This window comes from Pseudorhizobium sp. NPDC055634, from assembly GCF_053618655.1.
On record NZ_JBSHHW010000002.1, the window covers coordinates 318,376 to 344,299 of the forward strand.

Annotated in this window: 22 protein-coding genes; 10 read left to right on the forward strand and 12 right to left on the reverse strand. The window is 65.2% G+C overall.

Annotated features, from left to right (window positions below; translation table 11 throughout):
• The 3 genes from ACWGPT_RS04620 to ACWGPT_RS04630 all read right to left on the reverse strand — a co-directional run bounded on the left by ACWGPT_RS04620 (position 1) and on the right by ACWGPT_RS04630 (position 3,878).
• Positions 1-924: a branched-chain amino acid ABC transporter permease gene (locus ACWGPT_RS04620; RefSeq protein ID WP_452604403.1), complete on the reverse strand. Its 924-nt coding sequence runs from the start codon at positions 922-924 to the stop codon at positions 1-3.
• 9 nt (positions 925-933) lie between these two features.
• Positions 934-2,073: an ABC transporter substrate-binding protein gene (locus ACWGPT_RS04625; RefSeq protein ID WP_452604404.1), complete on the reverse strand. Its 1,140-nt coding sequence runs from the start codon at positions 2,071-2,073 to the stop codon at positions 934-936.
• 176 nt (positions 2,074-2,249) lie between these two features.
• A complete protein-coding gene (locus ACWGPT_RS04630) occupies positions 2,250-3,878 on the reverse strand; it encodes an AMP-binding protein (protein WP_452604405.1) in 1,629 nt (542 codons plus the stop codon).
• A gap of 219 nt (positions 3,879-4,097) precedes the next feature.
• On the opposite strand from ACWGPT_RS04630, the gene ACWGPT_RS04635 reads away from it, so the two are divergent.
• Positions 4,098-4,922 (forward strand): alpha/beta hydrolase, encoded by an 825-nt coding sequence (locus ACWGPT_RS04635; RefSeq protein WP_452604406.1) that lies wholly within the window; start codon positions 4,098-4,100, stop codon positions 4,920-4,922.
• Positions 4,923-4,939: 17 nt separating this feature from the next.
• Here ACWGPT_RS04635 and ACWGPT_RS04640 read toward each other — a convergent pair whose 3' ends face one another.
• The 5 genes from ACWGPT_RS04640 to ACWGPT_RS04660 form a co-directional block, all read right to left on the reverse strand.
• Positions 4,940-5,632 (reverse strand): L,D-transpeptidase, encoded by a 693-nt coding sequence (locus ACWGPT_RS04640; RefSeq protein ID WP_452604407.1) that lies wholly within the window; start codon positions 5,630-5,632, stop codon positions 4,940-4,942.
• Positions 5,633-5,818: 186 nt separating this feature from the next.
• Positions 5,819-6,340, reverse strand: a complete 522-nt coding sequence (locus ACWGPT_RS04645) for a winged helix DNA-binding protein (RefSeq protein ID WP_452604408.1) — start codon at positions 6,338-6,340, stop codon at positions 5,819-5,821.
• Between the two features lie 54 nt (positions 6,341-6,394).
• On the reverse strand, positions 6,395-7,384 hold the full coding sequence (locus ACWGPT_RS04650) for a TRAP transporter substrate-binding protein (RefSeq protein ID WP_452604409.1): 990 nt from the start codon (positions 7,382-7,384) through the stop codon (positions 6,395-6,397).
• An 18-nt stretch (positions 7,385-7,402) separates the two neighbouring features.
• Complete coding sequence (locus ACWGPT_RS04655; protein WP_452604410.1) at positions 7,403-8,719, reverse strand: TRAP transporter large permease; 1,317 nt, start codon at positions 8,717-8,719, stop codon at positions 7,403-7,405.
• Between the two features lie 2 nt (positions 8,720-8,721).
• The gene (locus ACWGPT_RS04660; RefSeq protein WP_452604411.1) at positions 8,722-9,306 is read right to left on the reverse strand and encodes a TRAP transporter small permease; all 585 of its coding nucleotides are present in this window, start codon (positions 9,304-9,306) and stop codon (positions 8,722-8,724) included.
• A 198-nt stretch (positions 9,307-9,504) separates the two neighbouring features.
• Here ACWGPT_RS04660 and ACWGPT_RS04665 point away from each other — a divergent pair, with 198 nt between their 5' ends.
• From ACWGPT_RS04665 to ACWGPT_RS04685, 5 genes are all read left to right on the forward strand, one after another.
• A complete protein-coding gene (locus tag ACWGPT_RS04665) occupies positions 9,505-13,119 on the forward strand; it encodes a hydantoinase B/oxoprolinase family protein (protein WP_452604412.1) in 3,615 nt (1,204 codons plus the stop codon).
• 127 nt (positions 13,120-13,246) lie between these two features.
• The gene (locus tag ACWGPT_RS04670; protein WP_452604413.1) at positions 13,247-14,977 is read left to right on the forward strand and encodes a catalase; all 1,731 of its coding nucleotides are present in this window, start codon (positions 13,247-13,249) and stop codon (positions 14,975-14,977) included.
• A gap of 176 nt (positions 14,978-15,153) precedes the next feature.
• Entirely contained in the window at positions 15,154-16,365 is a 1,212-nt protein-coding gene (locus tag ACWGPT_RS04675; protein WP_452604414.1) for a TIGR03862 family flavoprotein, read from the forward strand.
• Between the two features lie 110 nt (positions 16,366-16,475).
• Complete coding sequence (locus tag ACWGPT_RS04680; RefSeq protein ID WP_452604415.1) at positions 16,476-17,195, forward strand: YoaK family protein; 720 nt, start codon at positions 16,476-16,478, stop codon at positions 17,193-17,195.
• Positions 17,196-17,227: 32 nt separating this feature from the next.
• On the forward strand, positions 17,228-18,019 hold the full coding sequence (locus ACWGPT_RS04685) for a YdcF family protein (protein ID WP_452604524.1): 792 nt from the start codon (positions 17,228-17,230) through the stop codon (positions 18,017-18,019).
• 3 nt (positions 18,020-18,022) lie between these two features.
• Here the strand turns inward: ACWGPT_RS04685 and ACWGPT_RS04690 are convergent, their stop codons facing one another.
• Positions 18,023-18,496, reverse strand: a complete 474-nt coding sequence (locus ACWGPT_RS04690) for a hypothetical protein (RefSeq protein WP_452604416.1) — start codon at positions 18,494-18,496, stop codon at positions 18,023-18,025.
• Between the two features lie 122 nt (positions 18,497-18,618).
• Between ACWGPT_RS04690 and ACWGPT_RS04695 the strand changes: the two genes are divergently transcribed.
• Complete coding sequence (locus ACWGPT_RS04695) at positions 18,619-19,257, forward strand: trimeric intracellular cation channel family protein (protein WP_452604417.1); 639 nt, start codon at positions 18,619-18,621, stop codon at positions 19,255-19,257.
• A gap of 5 nt (positions 19,258-19,262) precedes the next feature.
• On the opposite strand, the gene irrA is transcribed toward ACWGPT_RS04695, so the two are convergent.
• Positions 19,263-19,679, reverse strand: a complete 417-nt coding sequence (gene irrA, locus ACWGPT_RS04700) for an iron response transcriptional regulator IrrA (protein ID WP_452604525.1) — start codon at positions 19,677-19,679, stop codon at positions 19,263-19,265.
• A gap of 304 nt (positions 19,680-19,983) precedes the next feature.
• Here irrA and fabA point away from each other — a divergent pair, with 304 nt between their 5' ends.
• Genes fabA through fabI form a run of 3 tightly spaced genes read left to right on the forward strand, consistent with a single transcriptional unit; the run spans position 19,984 to position 22,582 of the window.
• Positions 19,984-20,499, forward strand: a complete 516-nt coding sequence (fabA, locus tag ACWGPT_RS04705; protein ID WP_452604418.1) for a 3-hydroxyacyl-[acyl-carrier-protein] dehydratase FabA — start codon at positions 19,984-19,986, stop codon at positions 20,497-20,499.
• Positions 20,500-20,546: 47 nt separating this feature from the next.
• Positions 20,547-21,770, forward strand: coding sequence for a beta-ketoacyl-ACP synthase I (fabB, locus tag ACWGPT_RS04710; RefSeq protein ID WP_452604419.1), 1,224 nt, complete (start codon positions 20,547-20,549; stop codon positions 21,768-21,770).
• A gap of 5 nt (positions 21,771-21,775) precedes the next feature.
• Positions 21,776-22,582 (forward strand): enoyl-ACP reductase FabI, encoded by an 807-nt coding sequence (gene fabI / locus ACWGPT_RS04715; protein ID WP_452604420.1) that lies wholly within the window; start codon positions 21,776-21,778, stop codon positions 22,580-22,582.
• Between the two features lie 63 nt (positions 22,583-22,645).
• Here fabI and ACWGPT_RS04720 read toward each other — a convergent pair whose 3' ends face one another.
• Both ACWGPT_RS04720 and pnp read right to left on the reverse strand, forming a co-directional pair.
• Positions 22,646-23,653 (reverse strand): class I SAM-dependent methyltransferase, encoded by a 1,008-nt coding sequence (locus tag ACWGPT_RS04720; RefSeq protein ID WP_452604421.1) that lies wholly within the window; start codon positions 23,651-23,653, stop codon positions 22,646-22,648.
• 79 nt (positions 23,654-23,732) lie between these two features.
• A complete protein-coding gene (gene pnp / locus ACWGPT_RS04725) occupies positions 23,733-25,886 on the reverse strand; it encodes a polyribonucleotide nucleotidyltransferase (RefSeq protein WP_452604422.1) in 2,154 nt (717 codons plus the stop codon).
• Positions 25,887-25,924: the final 38 nt, after the last annotated feature.

The following is a 25,924-nucleotide window of genomic DNA, read 5'->3' on the forward strand; positions in this document are numbered from 1 at the left end:
TCACGCATGGGCTGCGGGAAAGAGCCCGCGCGGCTTCACCGCAAGGATGATCGCCATCATGACATAGATGAGCATGGAGGCCGCAGCACCGCCGATCAGGCCCGCCTGCGACGGCGGGACGAAGAGCGCCAGCATCTGCGGCAGGAGGAAACGTCCCATCGTATCGACGACGCCCACCAGCAGCGCGCCGAGGAGCGCCCCCTTGATGGAGCCGATCCCGCCGATGACGATGACCACGAAGGCAAGGATGAGCACGGGCTCGCCCATGCCGACCTGCACCGATTGCAGCGCGCCGACCATCGCCCCCGCAAGGCCCGCGAGCGCGGCGCCGAGCGCGAAGACGACCGTATAGAGCGTGCGGATATCGACGCCGAGCGCACCGATCATCTCGCGGTCGCTTTCGCCGGCGCGGATGCGCATGCCGAGCCGCGTCTTGCCGATCAGCAGGTAAAGGCCGAAGGCGACGAGCGCGCCGGCGGCGATGATCGCCAGGCGGTAGAGCGGATACTGCGCGCCACCGGGCAGCGCCACGGCGCCCTGCAGCAGCGGCGGAATATCGAGATAGAGAGGAAAGGAACCGAACAGCCAGCGCGTCCCCTCGGAGAAGATCAGGATGAGGGCGAAGGTCGCCAGCACCTGGTCTAGGTGGTCGCGGTCATAGAGCCTGCGGATGACGAGAAGCTCGACAATCGCCCCGGCCGCCGCCGCGCAGGCGAGGCTGGCCACGAGCCCGATCCAGAAGGAACCGGTCGCCGATGCCACCGCGGCACAGGCGAAGGCGCCCACCATGTAGAGCGAACCGTGAGCGAGATTGATGAGGCCCATGACGCCGAAGATCAGCGTCAGCCCGGCAGCCATGAGAAACAACATGACGCCGAGCTGAAGGCCATTGAGCAACTGCTCAAGAGCGAGTGCGAGTGTCACCAGGCAGCCTTACATCTTGCAGTCTTGGGCGTAGGCGTCGCCGTGATCGTCGAAGATCTTCTCGATGGTCTTGTTGGTGAGGGTGCCGTCGTCCAGCTTGACCACTTCCGTGAGATAGATGTCCTGGATCGGATGCTGGTTGGTGTTGAACTTGAAGTCGCCGCGGGGCGACTGGATGTCCGCCTTCACGAGTTCGGCGCGGAAGGCTTCGGTATCCTTCACGTCCGCCTTGGCCGCTGCCGACAGGATCAGCTGCGCGGCGTCATAGGCCTGGACGGCGTAGATCGACGGCAGGCGGCCGTATTCGGCCTTGAAGTCGGCAACGAATTTCTTGCTGACCTCGGTGTCGAAGTCGGGCGCCCACTGGCCGGAGGCCTTGGCGCCGAGTGCGGCATCGCCGATCGCCGGCAGGACGTCCTGGCTGAAGGAGAAGCCGGGGCCCATGATCGGGATCTCGACGCCCGACTGCGCATACTGCTTCATGAACGCGATGCCCATGCCGCCCGGCAGGAAGGCGAAGACGCCGTCGGCGCCCGACGCGCGGATCTGGGCGATCTCGGCGGCATAGTCGGTCTGGCCGACCTGGGTGTAGACCTCGGAGCCGACCTCGCCCTTGTAGAAGCGCTTGAAGCCGGTCAGCGAGTCCTTACCGGCCGGATAGTTCGGCGCCATGATGAACATCTTCTTGTAGTCCTTGTTGGCGTATTCGCCCATGGCTTCATGAAGATTGTCGTTCTGGTAGGCGGCATTGAAATAGAGCGGGTTGCAGTTTGCGCCCGCAAGCGCCGCCGGGGCCGCATTGGTCGAGACGTAGAGCTTGCCCTGTGCGACCGCGCTCGGCGCCACCGCCATCAGCAGGTTCGACCAGACGATGCCGGTAAGGATGTCGACCTGGTCGCTCTGGATCATCTTGTCGGCGATCTGGACGGCCAGTTCCGGCTTCTGTCCATCGTCCTCGGTGACGACCTCGATCTCGCTGTTGCCGGACTGCTTGACCGCCAGCATGAAGCCGTCGCGGGTATCGATGCCGAGGCCGGCACCGCCGCCGGACAGCGTCGTGATCATGCCGATCTTCACCGGCTCGGCCAATGCGAGGCTCGAGACGCTCATGCCGAGCGCCAATGTGGCTGCAGAAACCAGTTTCTTCATGTCGAACTCCCAGTTGTTGTTATCGTCCCGTCCCCGGTACGGACCCCTTGATCTCGCAGCCGGATATCCGCGTCGGCATCAGCGCCTGCGGGTATTCGCGATACCTTCCACACTTGCAAAAGAACGTCCACTGGCGAAGCCCCGGGAATGCGCTTTTGCAGCATCTGCGCACACGTTCACGCAGCGCCCGCCTGCTTCAGGCGGAAGCGCTGGATCTTGCCCGATTCGGTCTTCGGCAGCGCGTCGGCGAAGACGATGGAGCGCGGGTACTTGTAGGGCGCGATGACCGTCTTGACGTGGTCCTGCAGGAGCCGGGCCATGGCATCGCAGGCGGTGTCGCGATCCACCAGGACCACATGCGCCTCCACGATATGGCCGCGCTCCTCGTCCCGCACGCCGATCACGGCGCATTCCGCGACCGCCTCGTGCTTCAGGAGGGCGGCCTCGACCTCGGGTCCGGCGATGTTGTAGCCAGCCGATACGATCATGTCGTCGGAGCGGGCCGCGAAGTGGAAATAGCCGTCCTCGTCCTGCACGAAGGAATCGCCGGTCAGGTTCCAGCCGTCGCGGACATAGTCCGGCTGCCGGTCGTCGGCGAGATAGCGGCAGCCGATCGGCCCCTTGACCGCGAGCCGTCCGACCGTTCCGCGCGGCACTTCGCGCATGTCGTCGTCCACCACGATCGCCTGGTAGCCGGAAAGCGGCTTGCCGGTGCAGGCCGCCCTGGAATCGTCGAGCCTGTTGGAGATGAAGATATGCAGCATTTCCGTCGACCCGATGCCGTCGACGATCGGCTTGCCGGTCTTGCGGACCCAGTCCTCGTAGACCGGGGCGGGCAGGGTTTCGCCGGCCGACACCGCGACGCGCAGCGAGGAAAGGTCCGCCCCCTCGTCCATCGCCGAAAGCATCGCGCGATAAGCGGTGGGCGCGGTGAAGCAGATGGTTGCCCGGTAGTTCTCGATGATTTCGATCATCTTGGCGGGCGTCGCCTGTTCCAGCAGCGTCGCCGCCGCACCGAAGCGCAGGGGAAACACCGCCAGGCCGCCGAGCCCGAAGGTGAAGGCAAGCGGCGGCGAGCCGACGAAGACGTCGTCCGGCGTGACGTCCAGCACTTCCCTCGCATAGGCGTCCGCAATGATCAGGATGTCGCGGTGGAAGTGCATGGTGGCCTTGGGCACGCCGGTCGATCCGGACGTGAAGCCGAGGAGCGCCACATCGTCGCGCCCGGTCCGCACCGCCTCGAACCGCACCGGCTTGTCGAGGGCGGCGCGATCGAGTTCGGCGTCGTGGTTGGCGGTGCCGTCAAAGCCGATCACCTGCTTCAGGAAGCGGCTTTCCTTGGCGACCGCCACCAGTTCGTCCATCAGGCGGGTGTCGCAGAGGGCGAGGGACACTTCCGCCTTGTCCACCACCTTGGCGAGTTCGCCGGACCTAAGCATCGGCATGGTGTTGACCACCACGGCGCCGGCCTTCGTCGCCGCCAGCCAGCAGGCGACCATTGCCGGGTTGTTCGCGGAGCGGATCAGCACCCGGTTGCCGGGCTTGAGGCCATAGTCCTCCGTCAGCGCCCGGGCGATGCGGTTCGTCCAGTCGGAGAGTTCCTTGTAGGTGCGCCGGCGTCCGTTGCCGATCAGCGCCGTATGATCGCCGAAGCCGCGCTCGACCATGCGGTCGGTCAGCTCGACGCCGGCGTTCAGCCACTCGGGATAGTCGAAGCCGTTGAGCAGAAGCTCCGGCCATTGATCCGGTGGCGGAAGATGGTCGCGCGCAAACGTATCCAGATGGCCTGTCGGTCCCAGTTTCATCACGATGTTCCCATGCGTTCTTCTGGTCCGCCACCCCGAGGTTTCCGGGTGCGGCGGCCGTGGCATTTTTGCCTTTTCACCAGAAAAGCACCGCGCCTGCGTGCTGGCAAGAGAGAAATTTTAAGTTTGTAATAATTTTGGGCGCGCCGTCATTCACCCCTTCCGTTGCCGGTCGGCGGATGCGACTATGCGGCACGTCATGACAATGCCGAGGGCCAGATGCGACACCGGATTTCCGATTGGGACGATGCCTATGCGAATGGCCCGAACATTCCGGGAGGCGAGCGCTGGCCGGGACTGTGGGTCGATCCGGCGCGGGAATACCGGCAGGCGCTGCACGAAGCCGGCCATGCGGAACTCGACATCCGCTATGGCGAGGCCGAGCGCAACAGGATGGATCTCTTCCTGCCGGCCACGAAGCCTGCAGGACTCGTCGTCTTCGTGCATGGCGGCTTCTGGCTGAGGCTCGACAAGTCCTACTGGTCCCATCTCGCCCGCGGTGCGGTGGAACAGGGCCATGCCGTTGCGATCCCGTCCTATACGCTCTGCCCGGACACCCGCATCGCCGGCATAACCCTGGAAGTCGCGGCTGCGATCGCGCGGGCGGCTGGGGAGGTTGCGGGGCCGATCCGTCTCGTCGGACATTCCGCCGGCGGCCATCTGGTGACGCGGATGATCACCCTTACCTCGCCGCTCACCGAGGATGTGCGCAGCAGGATCGTCAATACCGTCTCCCTTTCCGGACTGCATGACCTGAGGCCGCTTATGCATACGGCGATGAACCGGCAGCTCCACATCGACCGGCAGGAAGCGTGGCGGGAGAGCCCGGCGCTTCTCGAGCCGATCCCGGGGACCCGGCTCACCTGCTGGGTGGGCGCCGCCGAGCGTTCGGAATTCCTCCGCCAGAACGCCTTGCTCGCCAATATCTGGAAAGGGCTCGGCGCGGAAACGGACGCGGTCGAGGAGCCCGACCGGCATCACTTCAACATCCTCGACGGACTGGCCGACCCCCACCACCCGCTGACGCAGGCGCTCCTCTCCTAGAGCCGGAGTCCGCGACCCTAGAGCACGACGATCCGCGCGCCGATATTCACCCGCTTGTAGAGATCCATCACATCCTGGTTCAGCAGGCGGATGCAGCCGGCCGATACGGCCTTGCCGATCGAGGATGGGTCGTTCGTGCCGTGGACACGGTAGTAGGTGTCGACGCCGTCCTTCTGGATGTATAGCGCCCGGGCGCCCATCGGGTTGCCCGGCCCGCCGTCCACGCCATCCTTGAACCGGCCGTAGTGTTCGGGGCTCCGCTTGATCATGTTGTCCGTTGGTGTCCATCTGGGCCATGCCGCCTTCCGGTCGATGATCGCCTCGCCCGTGAAGTTGCGGCTGGCAGGGCCGACGGCAACCGAGTAGCGCATCGCCTTGCCCCCAGGCATGACGAAGTAGAGGTAGCGGGCGGACGGATCGACAACGACCGTGCCGGGAGCCTCGGTGGTCGCGTAATCGACCTCCTGGCGGCGCCGCTCGTCCGGCAGCTTCGACACGTCGATGGCGTCGATCCGGAAGCCGTGATCCAGCTTCTCGCCATACATGATGGCAGGATCTGCGGGCTCCTCCGCTTCGACGGGAGCTTCGAACGAAGGGGCTGCAACGGCGGGAGGAGGAGCGGGCTGGGTCGAGAGGGTGGTGCAGGCGGAAAGCGGTGCAACGAGGAGCAGGAATGCCAGACTACGCTGGCGCAAGCTATTCAATTTCATGGTTCTTCCCGTGCGCTAGGCACATCGCTGGATGACCTCCCGCCCCCGGAGCACCACAAAGTGCTGTCCCAATTGTGTCGCTTCTTGCCGATCCTGTGGTCAGAGCGCCAATATCGCCCGCTGTTGCGGGAAAGGCACAGGTGACTGGCGGTCCAGTGGCCGCACCCCTGGTGAGGATGGCCGGGCCTAGAGAGAAGCCGCGGCGCGCGCCGCCTGGTCGTAATGCCCGGAGAGCGCCCTCAGTCGGGCCGCAACGTCGGAAAGGTTGTCGGCGGAAACCTCCGTCGCCAGCACCGACTTCACGAGCAGGCTCTCGCGCATCGCCTTGTAGCGGGCGCAGGCTTCGGCGCCTTCCTGCGTCACCATGACGAGCTTCTCCTTGCCGCGGCGCCCGGACCTGATGAGCTTCAGCCGCTCCAGCTTCTTCAGTGCATAGGTGACGACATGGGTGTCCTCGATGTTGAGCACGAGGCAGATGTCGGCAAGCGTCTTCGGCTTGTCGCGGCTGTTGATGTTGTGAAGTACGATGATATCGACCGGCGAGAGGTCCGGCACGCCGGCAGCCGCCATGCAGCGGACCATCCACCGGTTGAAGGCATGGTTCAGCATGATCAGGCCGAACTCGATCTCCGACAGCGCCGGCAGGGCGCCGGTGGCGAGATGCCCCGACGAAACGATGGGTCCCAGCTCATCCTTTTCAGCCGCCATGATGTCTCCTCCCGAACGAAAGACGCCGCCGGATATCCCGGCGGCGCCTGTTGATCACATCTTCCTGTAGGCGTCTATGACTGCCTTCCCGTCGTCGCCGGCCTTGGAGAGCCAGTCCTCGGTCAGCTTGGCGCCGACGTCCGCCAGGCCGGTCTTCAGCTCGTCGCTCGGCGCGATCACCTGCATGCCGTTCTGCTTCAGGGTTTCCATGTAGGCGGCAGTCTTCTCGACGCCGAGCTTCCAGCCGCGCTCCTCGGCTGCTGCGGCAGCCTCCGTGACGGCGGTCTGGAGGGCGGGGTCGAGCGCGGCGAAGGCGTCCTTGTTGACGAAGATGACGTTCTTCGGGATCCACGCCTGCGTGTCGTAATAGTGGGTGAGCGATTCCCAGATCTTGGAATCGACGCCGGTGGCGCTGGAGGTCATCAGGCCGTCGACCACGCCGGTCGCCAGCGCCTGCGGCAGTTCAGCCGCCTGCACGGTCACCGGCTGGGCGCCGACGATCTCGGCAATGCGCGACGTGCCGACGTTATAGGCGCGCCACTTCAGGCCCTGGAGATCGGCGACGCTGTTGACGTCCTTCTTGGTGTAGATGCCCTGCGGCGGCCACGGCGTCGTGTAGAGAAGCTTCAGGCCCTGCTCGTCGAGCGCCTTTTCCACGGTCGGCTTCGATGCCTCCCAGAGCTTCCTTGAATCCTCGAAGCTGGTGGCGAGGAAGGGCACGACGTCGATGCCGAAGACCGGGTTCTCGTTTTCGTGCAGCGAGATCAGCACCTCGCCCGCCTGCGCCTGGCCCGTCTGCACGGCGCGCTTGATTTCCGGCGCCTTGAAGAGCGCCGCCCCCGGATGCACCGTGATCTTCAGCGCGCCGCTCGTTGCGGCGTCCACGTCGGATGCGAACTGCATCAGGTTCTCGGTGTGGTAGTTCGCCGGAGGATAGGCCGAGGGCAGAACCCAGGCGGTCTGGGCCATCGCCGCGCCCGCTCCCAGGGCAAGCGCTGCCACGGTCATTCCCCAGCGGGCGATCGATCGCATGTGAAAGTCCATTGTCATTCCCCTTTTACGTTACCCCGGAAACGCCATTCGCGGCAGGACCATCACGATGTCCGGGAAGACCGTGATGATGACGACGGTTGCCACAAGCAGGAAGAAGAACGGCAGCGCGGCGCGGGCAACGGTGAGGCTGTCGCGGCCGCTCATCGTCTGCAGCACGAAGAGGTTGAAGCCGACCGGCGGCGTGATCTGCGCCATCTCGACCATCAGCACCAGGAAGACGCCGAACCATATCAGGTCGAAGCCGGCCTGCTGGATCATCGGCAGGACGACGACGGTGGTGAGGACGATCATCGACAACCCGTCGATCGCACAGCCGAGCAGGATGTACATCACCGTCAGCACCGCGATCAGCGCGTAGGGGCTGAGTTCGAAGCCCGCCACCCAGGCGGCGAGCGCCGCGGGGATGCCGGTATAGCCCATGGCGATGGACATGTAGCCGGCGCCAGTGAGGATCAGCATGATCATCGCGGTCATGCGCGTCGCGCCCATGACGCTTTCCTTGAAGCTCGTCCAGGTCAGCGCCTTCTGCCACGCGGCGATCACCAGCGAACCCAGCACGCCCCAGGCGGCGCATTCGGTGGCGGTCGCCCACCCCATCAGCAGGGCCGAGAAGACGGTCATGATCAGGAGCGCCAGCGGAATGAGGTTGAGGGTTTCCTTCAGCTTGCTGGCAAGGCTTGTCCTCGGCGCCGGCGGCGGGGACTTGTCGGGATTGAGCAATGCCCAGACGACGATCGCCGCCATGTAGAGGGCCATGACGATCACGGCCGGAATGAGCCCGGCGATGAACATCTGGATGATCGACACGTTCGCGGCGACCGCATAGACGATCATCGTGATCGACGGGGGCACGAGGAAGCCGAGCGTTCCGGCGCCGGCGAGCGACCCGAGGCTGATCATCTCGTCATAGCCGCGCTTCTTGAGTTCCGGCAGGGTGATCTTGGCGACCATCGCCGTCGTTGCCGCCGACGAGCCGGAGACCGCGCCGAACAGGCCGCAGCCGAGCACGTTCACATGCACGAGCCGGCCCGGCAGCCAGTTCAGCCACGGGGAGAGGCCCCGGAACATCTCGTCCGACAATCTCGTGCGGTAGAGGATCTCGCCCATCCAGACGAAGAGCGGCAGGGCCGCCAGGCTCCACGAGGCCGAGCCGCTCCAGGCGTTGGTGGCAAGTGCTGCGCCGATCTGGATGCCGGCGGGCGCGAACTGCATGGCCACGAAGCCGCAGACCAGAAGGGCGATGCCGATCCAGACGCCGCCGATAAGCAGGAAAAGCAGGGCTCCGAGAATAAGGCCGGAGACCTCCACGAGTGACACCGCTTCCATCCTCAGACCCCGCTTTCCATGACGCGTTCGATGATTTCCTCTTCGCTCTCCGCCTTCGGCTTCTCGTAGCGGGGGGCGCCCCCGAAGAGCAGATGAAGAAGCTCGTCGAGGAAGGCTATGGCGAGGATGGCAAGGCCGGCCGACATGCCGAGCTGCGGGATCCACAGCGGCACCGCAATCACGCCCATGGAGACGTCGTTGAAGCGCCAGGAGAAGAGGGTCATCTCGATCGCGTACCAGGCGAAGTAGCTGACCGCGGCGGCACCGATCGTGGTGCAGGCAATCTCGACGAGCCTGCGCGACAGGCCGCCGAGCCGGTCGATCATCAGTCCCATGCGGATCAGCTCCCCCGAGCGGAACGTATGGGCAAGCCCCAGGAATGCCGTCGCGGCCATGCACCAGGCGGCGAAATCGTCGCCGGCCGGCACGTCTATCCCGAGCGGGCGACCGGCGGACAGCGCCAGCATGATCACGAAGATCGCGACGAGGAAGACGCCGGCGAGCCAGCCGGCCAGAAGGTAGAGGCCATCGAGCGACTTCCTCAGCCACTCGGGGAAGATGCTGTGACGCGGATCAATGGAGGACACAGGTCGCCCTCCCGCATGGCATACGGCATTCGAACATCATCGGCTCCCCTCGGTTGCCGTGGCCGGACCGAGCTCTGGCGGCTCGTTTGCCCGTTATGGAGGCATGATGCAGCAATGTGCAATTTGCTGTCAATCAATCATTGACGTTTTATCGACGAACTGTTTTCGTAAAGACAGACGGACAACGAGGGGCAGGTCATGACCGGCGGCAAGTGGGATTTCTGGATCGATCGCGGCGGCACGTTCACCGACATCGTCGGGCGCAGGCCGGACGGCTCGCTGGTCGCGCACAAGCTCCTGTCCGACAATCCGGAGGCCTATCGCGATGCGGCCGTCCAGGGCATTCGCGAACTGCTGGAACTTGCGCCCGGCGAACCGGTGCCGTCCGGCCTCATCGGTGCGGTCAAGATGGGAACCACGGTTGCCACCAACGCCCTCCTCGAGCGCAAGGGCGAGCGGACGCTGCTCGTCACGACGCGCGGCTTCCGTGACGCGCTGGAGATCGGCTACCAGGCGCGCGCCGACATCTTCGCGAAGAAGATCATCAAGCCGGAACTCCTCTACAGCGCCGTCGTCGAGGTGGACGAGCGCGTCCGCGCCGACGGCGAAGTCGAGACCGCCCCGGACGAGGGCGCGATCCGCCGCGATCTCCAGGCGCAGTTCGATGCCGGCTTTCGGGCCGTCGCCATCGTCTTCATGCATGCCTACCGCTTCCCGCAGCACGAGCAGATGGCCGCCCGGATCGCCCGCGAGATCGGCTTCACCCAGGTTTCCGTCAGCCACGAGGTCTCGCCACTGATCAAGCTCGTCGGCCGCGGCGACACGACCGTGGTCGATGCCTATCTGTCGCCGATCCTGCGCCGCTACGTCGAGCAGGTGGCGAGCGAACTCGGCGCCGATGCCGAGGACGGCGCCCGGCTGATGTTCATGCAGTCCTCCGGCGGCCTGACGGCTGCCGACCTGTTCCAGGGCAAGGACGCCATCCTCTCCGGCCCCGCCGGCGGCGTGGTCGGCGCGGTGGAGACATCGAGGCTTGCGGGCTTCGAACGGATGATCGGTTTCGACATGGGCGGCACGTCGACCGACGTCTCCCACTATGACGGCGAACTGGAGCGCTCCTTCGAGACGGAGGTCGCCGGGGTGCGGATGCGCGCACCGATGATGTCGATCCACACGGTCGCGGCCGGCGGCGGCTCGATCCTGCATTTCGAGAACGGCCGCTTCCGGGTCGGACCGGACTCGGCCGGCGCCAATCCCGGCCCGAAGGCCTATCGCCGCGGCGGGCCGCTGACGGTGACCGACGCGAATGTCATGCTCGGAAAGCTGTCCCCCGACCTCTTCCCGAAGATATTCGGACCGGACCGCGACCAGCCCCTCGATGCGGATGCGGTCCGCGCCGCCTTCGAGGAGATGGCCGCCACGATCGGCGACGGCCGCACGCCTGAAGAGGTGGCGGACGGCTTCCTCGCCATCGCCGTCGAAAACATGGCCAATGCCGTCAAGAAGATCAGCGTGCAGCGCGGCTATGACGTCACCAATTACGTGCTGACCTGCTTCGGCGGCGCCGGCGGCCAGCACGCCTGCCTCACCGCCGATGCGCTGGGCATCTCGACGGTGATGATCCACCCCTTCTCCGGCATCCTGTCCGCCTATGGCATGGGGCTTGCCGACATCCGCGCCACCCGCCAGAAGACGGTGTCGGTCGGGCTCGGCAAGGCGCTTGAAGGTCTTCCCCCGGTGCGCGACGAACTGACGGCGAGCGTGCTGCAGGAAATGGCCGCCCAGGGCGTCTCGAACGCCGATGCCGACGTGCTGCATCGCGCCCACCTGCGCTACCAGGGCACCGATACGACGCTTGCCGTTCCGCTTTCCTCCGTCGCCGAGATGACGGAGGTCTTCGAGGCGCTTCATCGCAAGCAGTTCGGCTTCATCTTCGAAAACCGCGAGATCGTCTTTGAATCCTACGAGGTGGAGGCAATCGGCGGCGGTGCGGAATCGACCGAGCCGACCCATCCGCTCGACGACGCAGCGCCCGCCTCGACCGAGGAAACGCGCTTCTTTTCCGGCGGGGAATGGCGCGACGCGCCCGTCTACCGCCGCGCCGACATCCGCCCGGGCGCGAGGGCGCTCGGCCCCTGCCTGATCGTCGAGCCGCACCAGACGATCGTCGTCGAGGACGGCTGGGCGTTCGAGATCACGGCGCTGGACCACGTCGTCCTGAAGCGCGTCGCAGCACTCGCCCGCCGCAAGGCCGTGGGGACGGAAGCCGATCCCGTTCTGCTGGAGGTCTTCAACAACCTCTTCATGTCGATCGCCGAGCAGATGGGCGTGACGCTCCAGAACACCGCCTCCTCCGTCAACATCAAGGAACGGCTGGACTTTTCCTGCGCGATCTTCGACGAGAACGGCGCGCTCGTCGCCAATGCACCGCACATGCCGGTGCATCTCGGCTCGATGGACCGCTCGGTCGAATCCATCATCGCCCAGAACAGCGGCCGGATCCGGCCGGGCGACGTCTTCGCGCTCAACGCGCCCTATAACGGCGGGACCCATCTGCCGGACATCACCGTGGTGACCCCGGTCTTCGACGAGAAGGGCGAAGGCATCCTCTTCTATGTGGCCTCGCGCGGGCACCACGCCGATGTCGGCGGCACCGCGCCTGGCTCGATGACGCCGCTTGCGACGACCGTCGACGAGGAGGGCGTGCTGTTCGACAACGTTCTGCTGGTCGACCGCGGGCGCTTCGACGAGGACGGCATCACCCGTCTCCTGTCCGAGCATCCCTATCCCGCCCGCAACGTCGCCCAGAACGTCGGAGACCTTCGGGCGCAGATCGCCGCCAACGAAAAGGGCGTGCACGAAATGCGCAGGATGATCGCGCAATTCGGCCTTCCCGTCGTGCAGGCCTATATGGCCCATGTCCAGGACAATGCGGAGGAGAGCGTCCGGCGGGTCGTCGAGAAGCTCGGCAATTCCGAGTTTTCCTACGACACCGACCAGGGCAGCACGATCAGGGTGAAGATCACGGTCGACAAGGCAAACCGCGAGGCGACGGTCGACTTCACCGGCACCAGTGCCCAGAAGCCGAACAATTTCAACGCGCCGGAGCCGGTCACCCGCGCCGCCGTGCTCTATGTCTTCCGCGTCATGGTGGAAAGCTCGATCCCGATGAACGCCGGCTGCCTTCGGCCGATCCGCATCGTCGTCCCGGACGGCTCGATGCTGAAGCCGCAATATCCGGCGGCGGTCGTCGCCGGCAATGTCGAAACCAGCCAGCACGTGACGAATGCGCTCTTCGGCGCGCTGGGAGCGATGGCCGCCAGCCAGGGCACGATGAACAACCTCACCTTCGGCAACGCCACCTACCAGTATTACGAGACGCTCTGCTCCGGTTCGCCGGCCGGCGTCTTCAACGACGGCACCGGCTTCAGCGGGACGGATGCGGTGCATGTCCACATGACCAATTCCCGCCTCACGGACCCCGAAATCCTGGAAACGCGCTACCCCGTCCTGCTCGAAGACTTCCACATCCGCAAGGCGTCGGGCGGCAGGGGCAGATGGTCGGCGGGCAACGGCACGAAGCGCACGATCCGATTCCTGGAAAAGATGGACTGCGCCATCCTCTCCTCCCACCGGACCATCCGTCCCCACGGCCTTGCCGGCGGCGAGGCCGGGGAACTCGGCCAGACCATCGTCCGAAGGCTCAACGGACGCCTGGAGGATCTCGGCGGTTGCGGCCAGACGGTCCTCGAGGCCGGCGAGGCTGTAACGGTGGTCACCCCGACGGGCGGCGGTTACGGGCCGCGCGACTGATCGATCCCGGGCGGGACCGCCCGGCGATTTTCCATCTTTCTGGAACCCGACGGCGCCCTGCGGGTTTACCGGCGGGGGAGTGCGTTCATGCCGCTCCCTCGTCAATCCAGGAGATGGAGGGAAGACCATGGATGAGAAGAACAGGTCTCAGGGCGGCACCGACATGCCCTCCGGCAGCGACGAACGGGTCCTGACAAATCGGCAGGGCCATCCGATCGCCAACAACCAGTCGCAGCGCACGGTCGGATCGCGCGGGCCGGCGACGCTGGAAAACTACCACTTCCTCGAGAAGATCACCCATTTCGACCGGGAGCGCATCCCGGAGCGGGTCGTGCATGCCCGCGGCTTCGTCTGTTATGGCGAACTCGAGGCAACCGGCAAGATCGGCGACGAACCGGCCTCGAAATATACCCGTGCCAGGCTGTTCCAGCAGGCCGGCAAGAAGACGCCGCTCGCGATCCGCTTCTCCACGGTCATCGGCGGCCGCGATTCTTCCGAGGTCGCCCGCGATCCGCGCGGCTTTGCCGTCAAGTTCTATACCGAGGACGGCAACTGGGACCTCGTCGGCAACAATCTTCCGGTCTTCTTCATCCGCGACGCCATCAAGTTCCCGGACGTCATCCATTCCCTGAAGCCGGACCCGGTGACCTTCCGCCAGGAGCCGAACCGCATCTTCGACTTCATGTCCCAGACGCCGGAATCCATGCATATGCTGACGCATCTCTTCTCGCCGCGCGGCATTCCGGCGAGCTACCGTCACATGGAAGGGTTCGGGGTCAACACCTACAAGATGGTGAACGCCAACGGCGACACGGTGCTGGTGAAATACCATTTCCACCCGCGCGCCGGCGTCGCCAGCCTCACGGCCGCGCAGGCCGCCACCGTGCAGGGCCTGGATTTCGGCTCGGCCTCCAAGGATCTCTTCACCTCGATCGAGCGCCGCGAATATCCGCAGTGGGACATGTATGTGCAGATCATGGAGGACAACGACCACCCCGAACTCGACTGGGATCCGCTGGACGACACGAAGACCTGGCCGGAAAACGACTTCCCGCTCCGCCACATCGGCGTGATGACGCTCAACCGCAACGTCGAGGACTTCTTCAACGAGAACGAGCAGATCGCCATGGGCACCGGCGTGCTGGTGGACGGGCTGGATTTCTCCGACGACAAGATGCTGGTCGGCCGGACCTTCTCCTATTCCGATACGCAACGCCACCGGGTCGGCACGAACTACCTGCAGCTGCCGGTCAACCAGGCAAAGAACGCCAAGGTCGCCACCAACCTTTCCGGCGGGCAGATGAGCTTCCAGCGCGACCTCGCGCCGGGACAGAACCCGCATGTCAACTACGAGCCGTCGATCCACGACGGCCTCACGGAAAGCCCGATCGCGCAACCGAACAATCCGCCGGAGATTCACGGGCGGTTGACGCGGAGCGTCCTCGAGCGCCGCAACGACTACGTTCAGGCCCGCGGCCGCTATTGCACGATGATGGACTGGGAACGCGACGACCTGGTCTTCAACATGGGCGACCTGCTCGGCCAGTGCGAGCGCGACGTGCAGGAGCGCATGGTCTGGCACTTCTTCCTCGTCCATGACGACTACGGTCGCCGTGTCGGCGAAAAGCTCGGCATCAGCGCCGGCGACGTGAGAAACCTCGGTCCGCTGCCGAAACAGGTGCTGACCGACGAAGACCAGCGCCGCCTCCAGAACCTCGGCAACAACGGCGACCGGATCGACCCTGCTGCCTGGGGCCAGTTGACGGGTTCGGTGAAGGACCACCAGGCCTCCGCCGAGGAGATCCTGATGGGCAAGCTGCCGAGCCAGGCGGCCACCCGGAGCCAGGCGGCCGAGTAAGACGAGGGCCGGTCCTTTGCGAGGCCGGCTCTTTCCCTTCCGGGAGGGTGGCCCCTCCCCGCCGATGCGGCTGACGCGCCTTTTCGGTTGACGCACCGGATCGCGATGGGAGCGACGCTTCCAGGCCGGTTTAAAAATGCCTGCCCTCGCCGCGACCGGCGTGGTAGAGGGCCCGCATGAACGGCAAGACGATCGCGATCATCGGCGGCGGGCCCGCGGGCCTCATGGCGGCAGACGTGCTGTCTGCGGACGGCTTTTCGGTAACGGTCTACGAGGCCATGCCGACCGTCGGGCGAAAATTCCTGCTCGCCGGCAAGTCCGGGCTCAACATCACCCATTCGGAGGCCTTCGAGAGTTTCCGGACGCGCTTCGGAGACGCGGGCCAAAGGCTGCGGCCGGCGCTCGACGCCTTCACGCCCGACGACGTCCGCTCCTGGGCCGCCGGTCTCGGCACGGAAACCTTTGTCGGCTCCTCGGGCCGGGTCTTTCCGAAGGCGATGAAGGCCTCGCCGCTGCTCCGCTCATGGCTTCGCCGGCTGGAGGCGCAGGGCGTGCGCGTCCTGACGCGGCATCGCTGGATCGGCTTTTCCGCCGACGGCTATCTGCTGCAGACCCCGGAGGGGCAGGTCGTCATCCGTCCCGACGCGGCACTTCTTGCTCTGGGCGGTGCCAGCTGGCCCCGCCTCGGGTCCGACGCTGCCTGGGTGCCGTGGCTTGAGGCCCGCGCTGTCCCGATCACGCCCTTCGCTCCGGCCAATTGCGGCTTCGACGTTGCGTGGAGCGACACCTTTCGCGAGCGCTTTGCCGGAAGCCCGGTCAAGTCGGTCACCGCGACATCCGATGCCGGCACCGTCCAGGGCGAGTTCGTCATCTCCCGCCACGGCATCGAGGGCAGCCTCGTCTACGCCCATGCCGCGGCGCTGCGCGACCGGCTGGCGAAGGAGGGGCAGGCCTCGCTGGTGCTCGATCTCGCCCCCGGCCGAACCGCGGAGCGTCTCGCCCGCGACCTCGAACGGCAGGACCGCAAGGCAAGCTTCGCCAACCGGCTGCGCAAGGCGGCCGGACTGGACGGGGTAAAGGCGGTGCTGCTGCGCGAATGTGTGCCCAATGCTTCCGCCCTCCGCGCCCACGAACTCGCCCTGCGAATCAAGGCATTGCCGATCCCGCTCCTGAGGCCAAGGCCGATCGAGGAGGCAATCTCGTCCGCCGGCGGCGTGGCGTGGGAGGCGATCGACGACCGCTTCATGCTGAAACAATTGCCCGGCCTGTTCGTGGCCGGAGAGATGCTGGACTGGGAAGCCCCGACGGGCGGCTATCTCCTCACCGCCTGCCTTGCCAGCGGGCGCGCCGCGGCGCGCGGCATCGAAGAGTGGCTCGCCGGGCGCTGACGGCGACCTTCCTGCGGCAACCGGTCATTGATCAGACCGCTTTCGCTCCCCCGGATGCGAGGCTAGGGTATGGCCAGGTTCCACCTTCGAATATCGCAGGACCTGCCGACATGACACTGACCAGACGCAGACATCTCGTCAGCACGAGACGGACCGTAACGGGACTGGTTCTCGTCGCCGCCATCTCGTTCATCGCCGGAATGACCGACGCCGTGGGTCTCCTCCTCACCGGCGACTTCGTGTCCTTCATGACCGGCAACACGACGCGCGCCGCCATCTCGTTTGCGGACGGCAACTACCTGCACGCGCTCATCCTGTTCGTGGCCCTCTGGGTCTTCATCATCGGCAATGCCGTCGGCATCGTCATCGCCCACACGATCTCCAGCCGTCGGAGCCTCGCCGTCCTCACCAGCGTTGCGCTCGTCGTCACGCTGGCCGCCCTGCTCCCGGACGAGGGTTATCGCCGCGTCCAGTTCTACCTCATCATCCTGGCGATGGGCATGATCAACGCCACCGTGGAGCATATCGAGGGCCTGCCGATCGGGCTGACCTACATCACCGGCGCCCTTTCCCGCTTCGGGCGCGGGATCGGCCGCTGGATCGTCGGTGACCGCAACCCGGCGGGGTGGGTGATCCAGACGATCCCCTGGACCGGAATGGCCGCGGGCGCGGTGACGGGCGCATTCCTCACCAACTGGCTCGGCAAGGATGCACTGTGGGCCGTGGTGATCGGCATCGTGGCGATTGCCCTCGCGACAGGCTTTCTGCCGCGTCCGCTCCACCTGCATTTCCAGCAGCCGATCGTGCCGAAAGGCGGACGGCGGCGTTGACAGCGCCGTCGGATGTGGCGACAGGTCAGGGCATGTTCCTCTTCTCCAAGCTCTTCTGGCTCGTGACCCAGCCGCTCTCCCTTGCCTTCCTGTTCAGCGCAGCCGGCGCGCTCCTGGCGTTTTCCGGCTTCCGGCGGACCGGGGGGATCGCGGCGGCACTCGCCGCCCTCATCCTGTTCGTGACGCTCTACACGACGGCGGGCGGCGTTGCGCTGCAAGTGCTGGAGGCGAGATTTCCGAAGTCCTCGGAGGAGCCCCGGGATCTTACCTGCATCCTCATCCTCGGCGGTGCGCTGGAGAACGAGGTCACCACCAGCCGCGGCGGCGTGGAATTCAACCAGGCGGCGGAGCGCTTCGTCGAACCGTTGCGGCTCGCGCTTCGGCATCCGCAGGCCCGCATCCTGGTATCGGGCGGCGACGGGTCGATCAGTGGCGCCTACGAGCCCGAGGCGGAAGCATCGGAGCGCCTGTTCTCGGCCTTCGGCATCCCGCCGGAGCGGCTCGTCAAGGAAAGCGCCTCGCGCACGACCCACGAGAACGCGCAGGAGACGAGGCATGTGCTGGCCCGTGAAGGCCTCACGGATTGCCTGCTGGTGACCTCCGCCTTTCACATGCCGCGTTCGGTCGGGCTTTTCCGGAAGGCGGATATCGCGGTCACCCCGTGGCCGGTGGACTACCGCACCAGCGGCGTCCTGCGCCTCGGCTTCGACTTCACGCAGCCCACCTCGAACGCGCAACTGACGTCGACGGCGGTCCGCGAGTGGATCGGCCTGCTCGGCTACTATCTCACCGGCCGGATCGACAGCCTCTTTCCGGCGCCATGAGCGTCACTTGCGCGAGATGGTGACGAAGCGTCCGCCACGCACGCGCACCGTCATCTCGCAGGGCTTGTCGTCGGTCCGCTCGCAGAAGCGCGGATGCATCTTCATCAGGAAGACCATGTTGCCGAAGCGCTTGATGAAGTCGTAGCCGTAGATGCGGGCGGTGGCGATCATGAAATAGCCGCCCTCCTTGGCCCGAAGGTAGAAATTGTAGGGGCACCCGTCCTCGTTGCAGTCGGGGCCGCGCGTGCCGTCGCAGGTGACCTCGCCGTGATTGCTGACCGCATCGACGATGCCGTCATTGTTGATGTCCAGCCGGGTGATGAAGCCGCTGCCGAACTGGGCGATCCTGCACTGGTCGCGGAAGTGATCCTTCTCGTAGATTTCCGGATCGCTCAGCAATTCCTGCTGCGCCGAGGCGGTCGCCGGCACAAGTGCGAGCGCCAGGACCTGCGCGACGATGATCAGATGCTTTTTCACGGGCATTGGCTCCTCGGCCCCTTCGCCTCCCCGCAGGATGCGCGTAAGGAGGTTCGATCGGATGAGGCGGTGCTAACAGACGGCACTTGCGCGACGCTGGTGAACCGACCGGAGGGTGAGAGATGCTCTATATACTGGATTATGCCGGCGTGGTGGTCTTCGCCGCGACCGGCGCGCTCGCCGCGTCCCGCAAGCAGCTCGACATCATCGGCTTCCTGTTCTTCGCGGCGCTGACCGGCGTCGGCGGGGGCACGCTTCGCGACCTGATCCTCGGGCGCACGCCGGTCTTCTGGGTGGTCGATCCGACCTATATCCTCGTCTGCGTCGCCACCGGCGCCGTGCTCTTCTTCACCGCCCACCTCATCGAATGGCGCTACCGGCTGCTGCTCTGGCTCGATGCCGTGGGGCTTGCGGCCTATGGTGTCATGGGCGCCGCGATCGGCCTTTCCTCGACGGGCTCGGAAGCGATCGCCATCGTGACCGGCGTGCTGACCGCCACCTGCGGCGGCATCCTCCGCGACACGCTGGCCGACGAGCCGTCCGTTCTGCTGCGCTCCGAGATCTATATTTCCGCCGCGCTTGCCGGCGCCTGCGTCTTCACCCTGCTGCAGGCGCTCGGGCTCCCGCCGATCGGAAGTTCCGTCGCCGGGTTCCTCGTCGCCTTCGGGCTGAGGGGAGGGGCAATTCGTTACGGGTGGACGATCCCGCGCTACCGGCCGAGGGCCGGGCGCGATCCCGAGGATGCCGTCAAGAAACGCTGAGGAGGCTAGTTCTTCTTCTCGCGCAGCCGGATCACGACGTCCACGTAGGAGATTTCCATCCCCTCCGGTGCGGGCGGAATGTTGCCGATCTCGATATTGCTGACGGGAATGTCGAGGACCTCGTTGCGGCCCTCGATGAAGAAGTGGTGATGGTCGGAGACGTTGGTGTCGAAATAGGTCTTCGCACCCTCGACCGCCAGGACGCGGATCATTCCGGCTTCGGTGAACTGGTGCAGGGTATTGTAGACGGTGGCGAGCGACACCGGCACATTGGCGGCAAATGCCTCCTCGTGCAGTTCCTCCACCGTCACATGTCTGTCGCCCTTGGCGAAAAGCAGTTCGGCAAGCGCAATGCGCTGGCGAGTCGGTCGCAACCCGCAGCCGCGCAACTTTGTCTCGATATTCAGCAAAGCCCCTGCCATATTGCCAGCATGTCCCATCGATGTCTGCGACATATACTATCTTGAGTTTCGGATATAACTTTTGCCGCCGCACCTTTCAATAGGGTGCGAACCGGTCGTCGACATGCAGATCCCTGCAAAAACGTGCAATTTGGTCCTCGACCTCTAGTTTGCAAAGCCAGCTTCCTATATGCGATGCCGGGAATGCCGTCCGCCGCGATCGTCCCGGGCAACCGTATACGCTTTCGCCACGGACATGGTTGTGCTTCAATTTCCGCCGTTCCTGTCATAAAGATCTGGCACGGCACGAGGGAACCGAACTTTGATGACGGAAAGACAGTCGAGCTTTTCTTACGATGAAATTCTGGCCTGCGGTCGCGGGGAATTGTTCGGGCCGGGCAACGCCCAGCTCCCCCTGCCCCCCATGCTGATGGTCCACCGGATCACGGACGTCTCGGAAACCGGCGGCGAATTCGGCAAGGGCTATATCCGCGCCGAATACGACGTCCATCCGGACGACTGGTACTTCCCGGTCCACTTCCAGGGGAACCCGATCATGCCGGGCTGCCTTGGCCTGGACGGCATGTGGCAGCTCACCGGCTTCTACCTCGGCTGGCTGGGCGAAGAGGGCCGCGGCATGGCGCTGTCCACCGGCGAAGTGAAGTTCAAGGGCATGGTCCGCCCCCACACCAAGCTCCTCGAATACGGCATCGACTTCAAGCGAGTGATGCGCGGTCGTCTCGTCCTCGGAACCGCCGACGGCTGGGTCAAGGCGGACGGCGAAACCATTTATCAGGCGACGGACCTGCGTGTTGGTCTGTCTAAGGATAAGACGGCCTGAGGCGTCAACGACGCACCGAGGCAGAAAGAGCAGAAAAGGTCCATCAGATGAGACGGGTTGTTGTCACGGGTCTCGGCATCGTGTCCTCCATTGGAAACGACGCCTCCCAAGTCACCGAATCGCTCCGCCAGGCAAAGTCCGGCATTTCCTTCTCGCCGGATTTCGCCGAGCACGGCTTCCGCTGCCAGGTCTGGGGCCGCCCCGACCTTGATCCCACCGATCTGGTCGATCGTCGCGCCATGCGCTTCCTGTCGCAGGGCGGGGCCTGGAACCACGTCGCCATGAAGCAGGCGATCGCCGATTCCGGCCTCGACGAAAAGGACTATGCCGAGAACGAGCGCGTCGGCATCATCATGGGCTCCGGCGGCCCCTCCACGCGCACCCTCATCGAGGCCGCAGAGATCACCATCAAGAACGGCAGCCCGAAGCGCATCGGCCCGTTCGCGGTTCCGAAGGCCATGTCCTCGACGGCTTCGGCGACGCTCGCGACCTGGTTCAAGCTCCACGGCGTGAACTATTCCATCTCGTCGGCCTGCTCGACCTCGGCGCACTGCATCGGCAATGCCGCGGAGATGATCCAGTGGGGCAAGCAGGACATGATGTTCGCCGGCGGCCACGAGGACCTCGACTGGACCATGTCGAACCTCTTCGACGCCATGGGCGCCATGTCCACCAAGTACAACGACCAGCCGGCAACCGCCTCGCGCGCCTATGACGTCGACCGCGACGGCTTCGTCATCGCCGGCGGTGCTGGCGTCCTCGTGCTCGAGGAAATGGAACGCGCCAAGGCACGCGGCGCCAAGATCTATGCCGAGATCGTCGGCTACGGCGCGACCTCGGACGGCTACGACATGGTGGCTCCCTCCGGCGAAGGCGCGATCCGCTGCATGCGCCAGGCGCTCTCCACGGTGAAGGGCGAGGTCGACTACATCAACACCCACGGCACCTCGACCCCGGTCGGCGATTCGAAGGAAATCGGCGCCATCCGCGAAGTCTTCGGCGACCGCATCCCGCATGTCCAGTCGACCAAGTCGCTCACCGGCCACTCGCTCGGCGCCGCCGGCGTGCAGGAATCGATCTACGGTCTGCTGATGATGCAGGAGAAGTTCATCGGCGAGAGCGCGCACATCCAGACGCTCGATCCCGAGTTCGAAGGCGTGCCGATCGTGCGCAAGCGCATCGACAACGCGAAGATCGACACCGTTCTTTCCAATTCCTTCGGGTTCGGCGGCACCAACGCCACGCTCGTCTTCCAGCGCTACAACGGATAGGTCTCATGACGGGGTTCATGCAGGGGAAGCGCGGCCTGATCATGGGGGTCGCGAACAATCATTCCATCGCCTGGGGAATTGCCAAGGCGGTGGCGGCGCAGGGTGCCGAGCTCGCCTTCACCTATCAGGGCGAGGCGCTCGGCAAGCGGGTGAAGCCGCTCGCCGCCGAAGTCGGCTCGGATTTCCTGCTGCCATGCGACGTGGACGACATCGCCTCCGTCGACGCGACGTTCGACGCGATCCGCGAGCGCTGGGGCAAGCTTGACTTCCTCGTCCACGCGATCGGCTTTTCCGACAAGAACGAGCTCAAGGGGCTCTATGCGAACACGACGCGCGAGAACTTTTCCCGCACGATGGTGATCTCCTGCTTCTCGTTCACGGAAGTCGCCAAACGCGCCGCAGAGCTGATGACCGAGGGCGGCGCTATGCTGACCCTCACCTATGGCGGCTCGATGCGCGTCATTCCGAACTACAACGTCATGGGCGTCGCAAAGGCGGCGCTGGAAGCGTCCGTACGCTACCTGGCGGCCGATTACGGACCGCAGGACATCCGTGTCAACGCGATCTCCGCAGGACCCGTGCGCACCCTTGCCGGTGCCGGCATTTCCGACGCGCGGGCGATGTATTCCTGGAACCAGAAGAACGCCCCGCTCCGGCGGACCGCGACCATCGAGGATATCGGCGGGTCGGCGCTCTATCTCCTGTCGGACCTGTCGCGCGGCGTCACGGGCGAAATCCACTATGTGGATGCCGGCTACAACATCACGTCGCTGCCGACGCTCGAGCGTCTTCGCAAGGCCGATCTGGAATAGTTTTCAGACGCGCAAAAGCAGAAGCCCTGCATCGAGCAGGGCTTCTCATCGGTCGATATTTTCTTATTTCTTCGCCCAGAGGACCTTGAACCGGGAATTCCGGCAGGTCTCGCCGCTGTCCCTGAATTCGGCCTTGAGGACCGGCTCATAGGGCAGGCCGCGATTGGCGACCAGCATCAGCCGGCCATTGCCCCGGAGTGCCGCTGCAGCGGCGCGGATCATCGCCTTGCCCAGTTCTGGATCGGCCGCCTGCGCCTCGTGGAAGGGCGGGTTCATGATCACCAGATCGTATTTTTCCTTCGGCGGCTCCTGGGCAAGATCCTGCCAGAAGAACCGCGCATTGAGGTCCGGGCAATTGCGGGCGACGTTCTCGCGGGCAAATTCCAGCGCCTTGTGGTCCGCCTCGAAGAGGTCGATGCGGTTGACCCGCGGGGACTGTTCCGCGAGCCGCACGGTCAGGTAGCCCCAGCCGGCGCCGAAATCGGCTGCGTTGCCGTCGAAGTCGGTCGGCAGCCGCTCGGCGAGAAGCTCCGAACCCGGGTCGATGCGGTCGTGGGAGAACATGCCGGGCGCTGCCCGGAAGCGGCCCTCCACGGTAACCGGTACCTTCTTCAGCGCCTGGATGGCTGCGGCCGCGTCCTGCGGCCGTGCCAGCCAGATGGCCACCCCGTGATACTTCGGCGTGTAGTCGAGCGTCATGCCGAGCTTGAGCAGCGTGTTGCGCAGCGGCTGGATGCCATCCTCCTTGCCGCCGGCGATGACGATCATCCCGCCCGGCCTGACGCGCTCCAGCGCCTCCGCCACGCGGTTTTCGTTCTCGCCCTTGTGCTTGCCGCAGAGGACGAGCGCCATGTCGTAGTCGGTGCCTTCCGGCTCCGGGAAGGCGCCCTCGCCCAGGAAGCGGAACATCGGGCGGAACGGCTGCACGGCCGTCACGTCCGCGGCGAAGCCTTCCGGAAAGCCCTGCCCGGCTTCGGCGCCCAGGAACAGGACGCGCTCGCCCGCGAGCGGGACCGCCACCGCGCCGGTGGCAAAGGGGTGGAAGAGGGTCTTGAGGGCGTCTCTGCTCATCGCAACTGACCTTAGAAGTATGGATAAAGAAAAGGCGCGGAAACCATCCCGCGCCTTGATGCTTCAGGAAAGAAGAACCTTATTCGGCAGCTTCGCCGCCCTCGGTCTTCTTTTCCCTCTTTTCCTGCGGGATTTCCTGGCCGGTCGCCTGGTCGACGACCTTCATGGACAGGCGAACCTTGCCGCGCTCGTCGAAGCCCATCAGCTTGACCCAGACCTTGTCGCCTTCCTTGACGACGTCGGTCGTCTTGGCAACGCGGTCGGATGCGAGCTGCGAGATGTGCACGAGGCCGTCACGGGCGCCGAAGAAGTTGACGAATGCGCCGAAGTCGGCGGTCTTGACGACCGTGCCTTCATAGATGGCGCCGACTTCCGGTTCCGCGACGATCGAGTGGATCCACTTGCGGGCAGCCTCGATCTCCTTGCCGGAGGACGAAGCGATCTTGACGGTGCCGTCGTCGTCGATGTTGATCTTGGCGCCGGTCTTCTCGACGATTTCGCGGATGACCTTGCCGCCCGAACCGATGACTTCACGGATCTTGTCGACCGGGATGTTCATCACTTCGATGCGCGGCGCGAACTCGCCGAGCTGGCCACGGCTCTCGGTGATTGCCTTCGACATTTCGCCGAGGATGTGCTGGCGGCCGCCCTGGGCCTGGCCGAGCGCGACCTTCATGATCTCCTCGGTGATACCGGCGATCTTGATGTCCATCTGCAGCGAGGTAATGCCGTCGGACGTACCGGCGACCTTGAAGTCCATGTCGCCGAGATGATCCTCGTCACCGAGAATGTCGGACAGGACGGCGAAGCGATCGCCTTCGAGGATGAGGCCCATGGCGATGCCGGCAACCGGCTTTGCCAGCGGAACGCCGGCATCCATCAGCGCAAGCGAGGTGCCGCAGACCGTTGCCATCGACGACGAGCCGTTGGATTCGGTGATCTCGGAAACGACGCGCAGCGTGTAGGGGAACTGCTCGGTGGTCGGCAGCATCGGGTGGATGGCGCGCCATGCGAGCTTGCCGTGGCCGATTTCGCGACGACCCGGGGAGCCCATGCGGCCCGTTTCACCGACCGAGTAGGGCGGGAAGTTGTAGTGGAGCATGAACTGCTCCTTGTACATGCCCGTCAGCGAGTCGACATACTGTTCGTCTTCGCCGGTGCCGAGCGTCGCAACGACCAGCGCCTGGGTTTCGCCGCGCGTGAAGAGCGCCGAACCGTGGGTACGGGGCAGGATGCCGACTTCGGCGACGATCGGGCGAACCGTTTCCAGGTCGCGGCCGTCGATGCGGCTCTTGGTGTCGAGGATGTTCCAGCGGACGATCTTCGCCTGCAGGCCCTTGAAGACCGAGCCGATGACTTCCGGCGTGAAGCGGGGTTCTGCGCCTTCCGGGAAGAAGTGTGCCTTCACCTTCGCCTTGACGGCGTCGACGGCGGCGTAGCGCTCTGCCTTCTGGGTGATCTTGTAGGCGTCGCGCAGTTCGGTTTCAGCCAGCTGAAGCATTTCAGCCTCGAGCGCGGAATGGTCTTCCGGCTCGAATTCGCGCGGCTCCTTGGCGGCGACTTCGGCCAGCTTGATGATCGCGTCGATCACCGGCTGGAAGCCACGGTGGCCGAACATGACGGCGCCGAGCATGACGTCTTCCGGCAGTTCCTTTGCTTCGGATTCGACCATCAGGACCGCGTCACCCGTACCGGCGACGACGAGATCGAGCGTCGATTCCGGCATTTCGTCGAGATGCGGGTTGAGGACGTATTCGCCGTTGATGTAGCCGACGCGCGCGCCGCCGATCGGGCCCATGAAGGGAACGCCGGAGATCGTCAGCGCTGCAGACGTGGCGACCATGGCCAGGACGTCGGGATTGTTTTCCAGGTCATGCTGGATGACGGTGACGACGACCTGCGTGTCGTTCTTGTAGCCGTCGGGGAAGAGCGGGCGGATCGGACGGTCGATCAGGCGCGAGACGAGCGTCTCGTTCTCGCTCGGACGGCCCTCGCGCTTGAAGTAGCCGCCGGGGATCTTGCCGGCAGCATAGGTCTTTTCCTGGTAGTTGACGGTCAGCGGGAAGAAGTCCTGGCCGGCCTTCGGTGCCTTGGCGGAAACAACGGTCGCAAGAACGACGGTTTCGCCGTAGGTGGCGAGGACGGCACCGTCCGCCTGGCGGGCGATCTTGCCGGTTTCCAGCTTGAGCGGGCGTCCTGCCCACTCGATTTCAACGGAATGCTTGTTGAACATTATTCGTGTCCTTCGTGGCGCGGCCTGCTGGCGTCCTT

Bases quoted from the DNA above. Each gene is read 5' to 3' on its own strand.
- ACWGPT_RS04625 (WP_452604404.1), bottom strand. From the start codon at position 2,073: ATGAAGAAACTGGTTTCTGCAGCCACATTGGCGCTCGGCATGAGCGTC.
- ACWGPT_RS04630 (WP_452604405.1), bottom strand. From the start codon at position 3,878: ATGAAACTGGGACCGACAGGCCATCTGGATACGTTTGCGCGCGACCAT.
- ACWGPT_RS04635 (WP_452604406.1), top strand. From the start codon at position 4,098: ATGCGACACCGGATTTCCGATTGGGACGATGCCTATGCGAATGGCCCG.
- ACWGPT_RS04640 (WP_452604407.1), bottom strand. From the start codon at position 5,632: ATGAAATTGAATAGCTTGCGCCAGCGTAGTCTGGCATTCCTGCTCCTC.
- ACWGPT_RS04645 (WP_452604408.1), bottom strand. From the start codon at position 6,340: ATGGCGGCTGAAAAGGATGAGCTGGGACCCATCGTTTCGTCGGGGCAT.
- ACWGPT_RS04650 (WP_452604409.1), bottom strand. From the start codon at position 7,384: ATGGACTTTCACATGCGATCGATCGCCCGCTGGGGAATGACCGTGGCA.
- ACWGPT_RS04655 (WP_452604410.1), bottom strand. From the start codon at position 8,719: ATGGAAGCGGTGTCACTCGTGGAGGTCTCCGGCCTTATTCTCGGAGCC.
- ACWGPT_RS04665 (WP_452604412.1), top strand. From the start codon at position 9,505: ATGACCGGCGGCAAGTGGGATTTCTGGATCGATCGCGGCGGCACGTTC.
- ACWGPT_RS04670 (WP_452604413.1), top strand. From the start codon at position 13,247: ATGGATGAGAAGAACAGGTCTCAGGGCGGCACCGACATGCCCTCCGGC.
- ACWGPT_RS04675 (WP_452604414.1), top strand. From the start codon at position 15,154: ATGAACGGCAAGACGATCGCGATCATCGGCGGCGGGCCCGCGGGCCTC.
- ACWGPT_RS04680 (WP_452604415.1), top strand. From the start codon at position 16,476: ATGACACTGACCAGACGCAGACATCTCGTCAGCACGAGACGGACCGTA.
- ACWGPT_RS04685 (WP_452604524.1), top strand. From the start codon at position 17,228: ATGTTCCTCTTCTCCAAGCTCTTCTGGCTCGTGACCCAGCCGCTCTCC.
- ACWGPT_RS04695 (WP_452604417.1), top strand. From the start codon at position 18,619: ATGCTCTATATACTGGATTATGCCGGCGTGGTGGTCTTCGCCGCGACC.
- irrA (WP_452604525.1), bottom strand. From the start codon at position 19,679: ATGGCAGGGGCTTTGCTGAATATCGAGACAAAGTTGCGCGGCTGCGGG.
- fabA (WP_452604418.1), top strand. From the start codon at position 19,984: ATGACGGAAAGACAGTCGAGCTTTTCTTACGATGAAATTCTGGCCTGC.
- fabB (WP_452604419.1), top strand. From the start codon at position 20,547: ATGAGACGGGTTGTTGTCACGGGTCTCGGCATCGTGTCCTCCATTGGA.
- fabI (WP_452604420.1), top strand. From the start codon at position 21,776: ATGACGGGGTTCATGCAGGGGAAGCGCGGCCTGATCATGGGGGTCGCG.
- ACWGPT_RS04720 (WP_452604421.1), bottom strand. From the start codon at position 23,653: ATGAGCAGAGACGCCCTCAAGACCCTCTTCCACCCCTTTGCCACCGGC.
- pnp (WP_452604422.1), bottom strand. From the start codon at position 25,886: ATGTTCAACAAGCATTCCGTTGAAATCGAGTGGGCAGGACGCCCGCTC.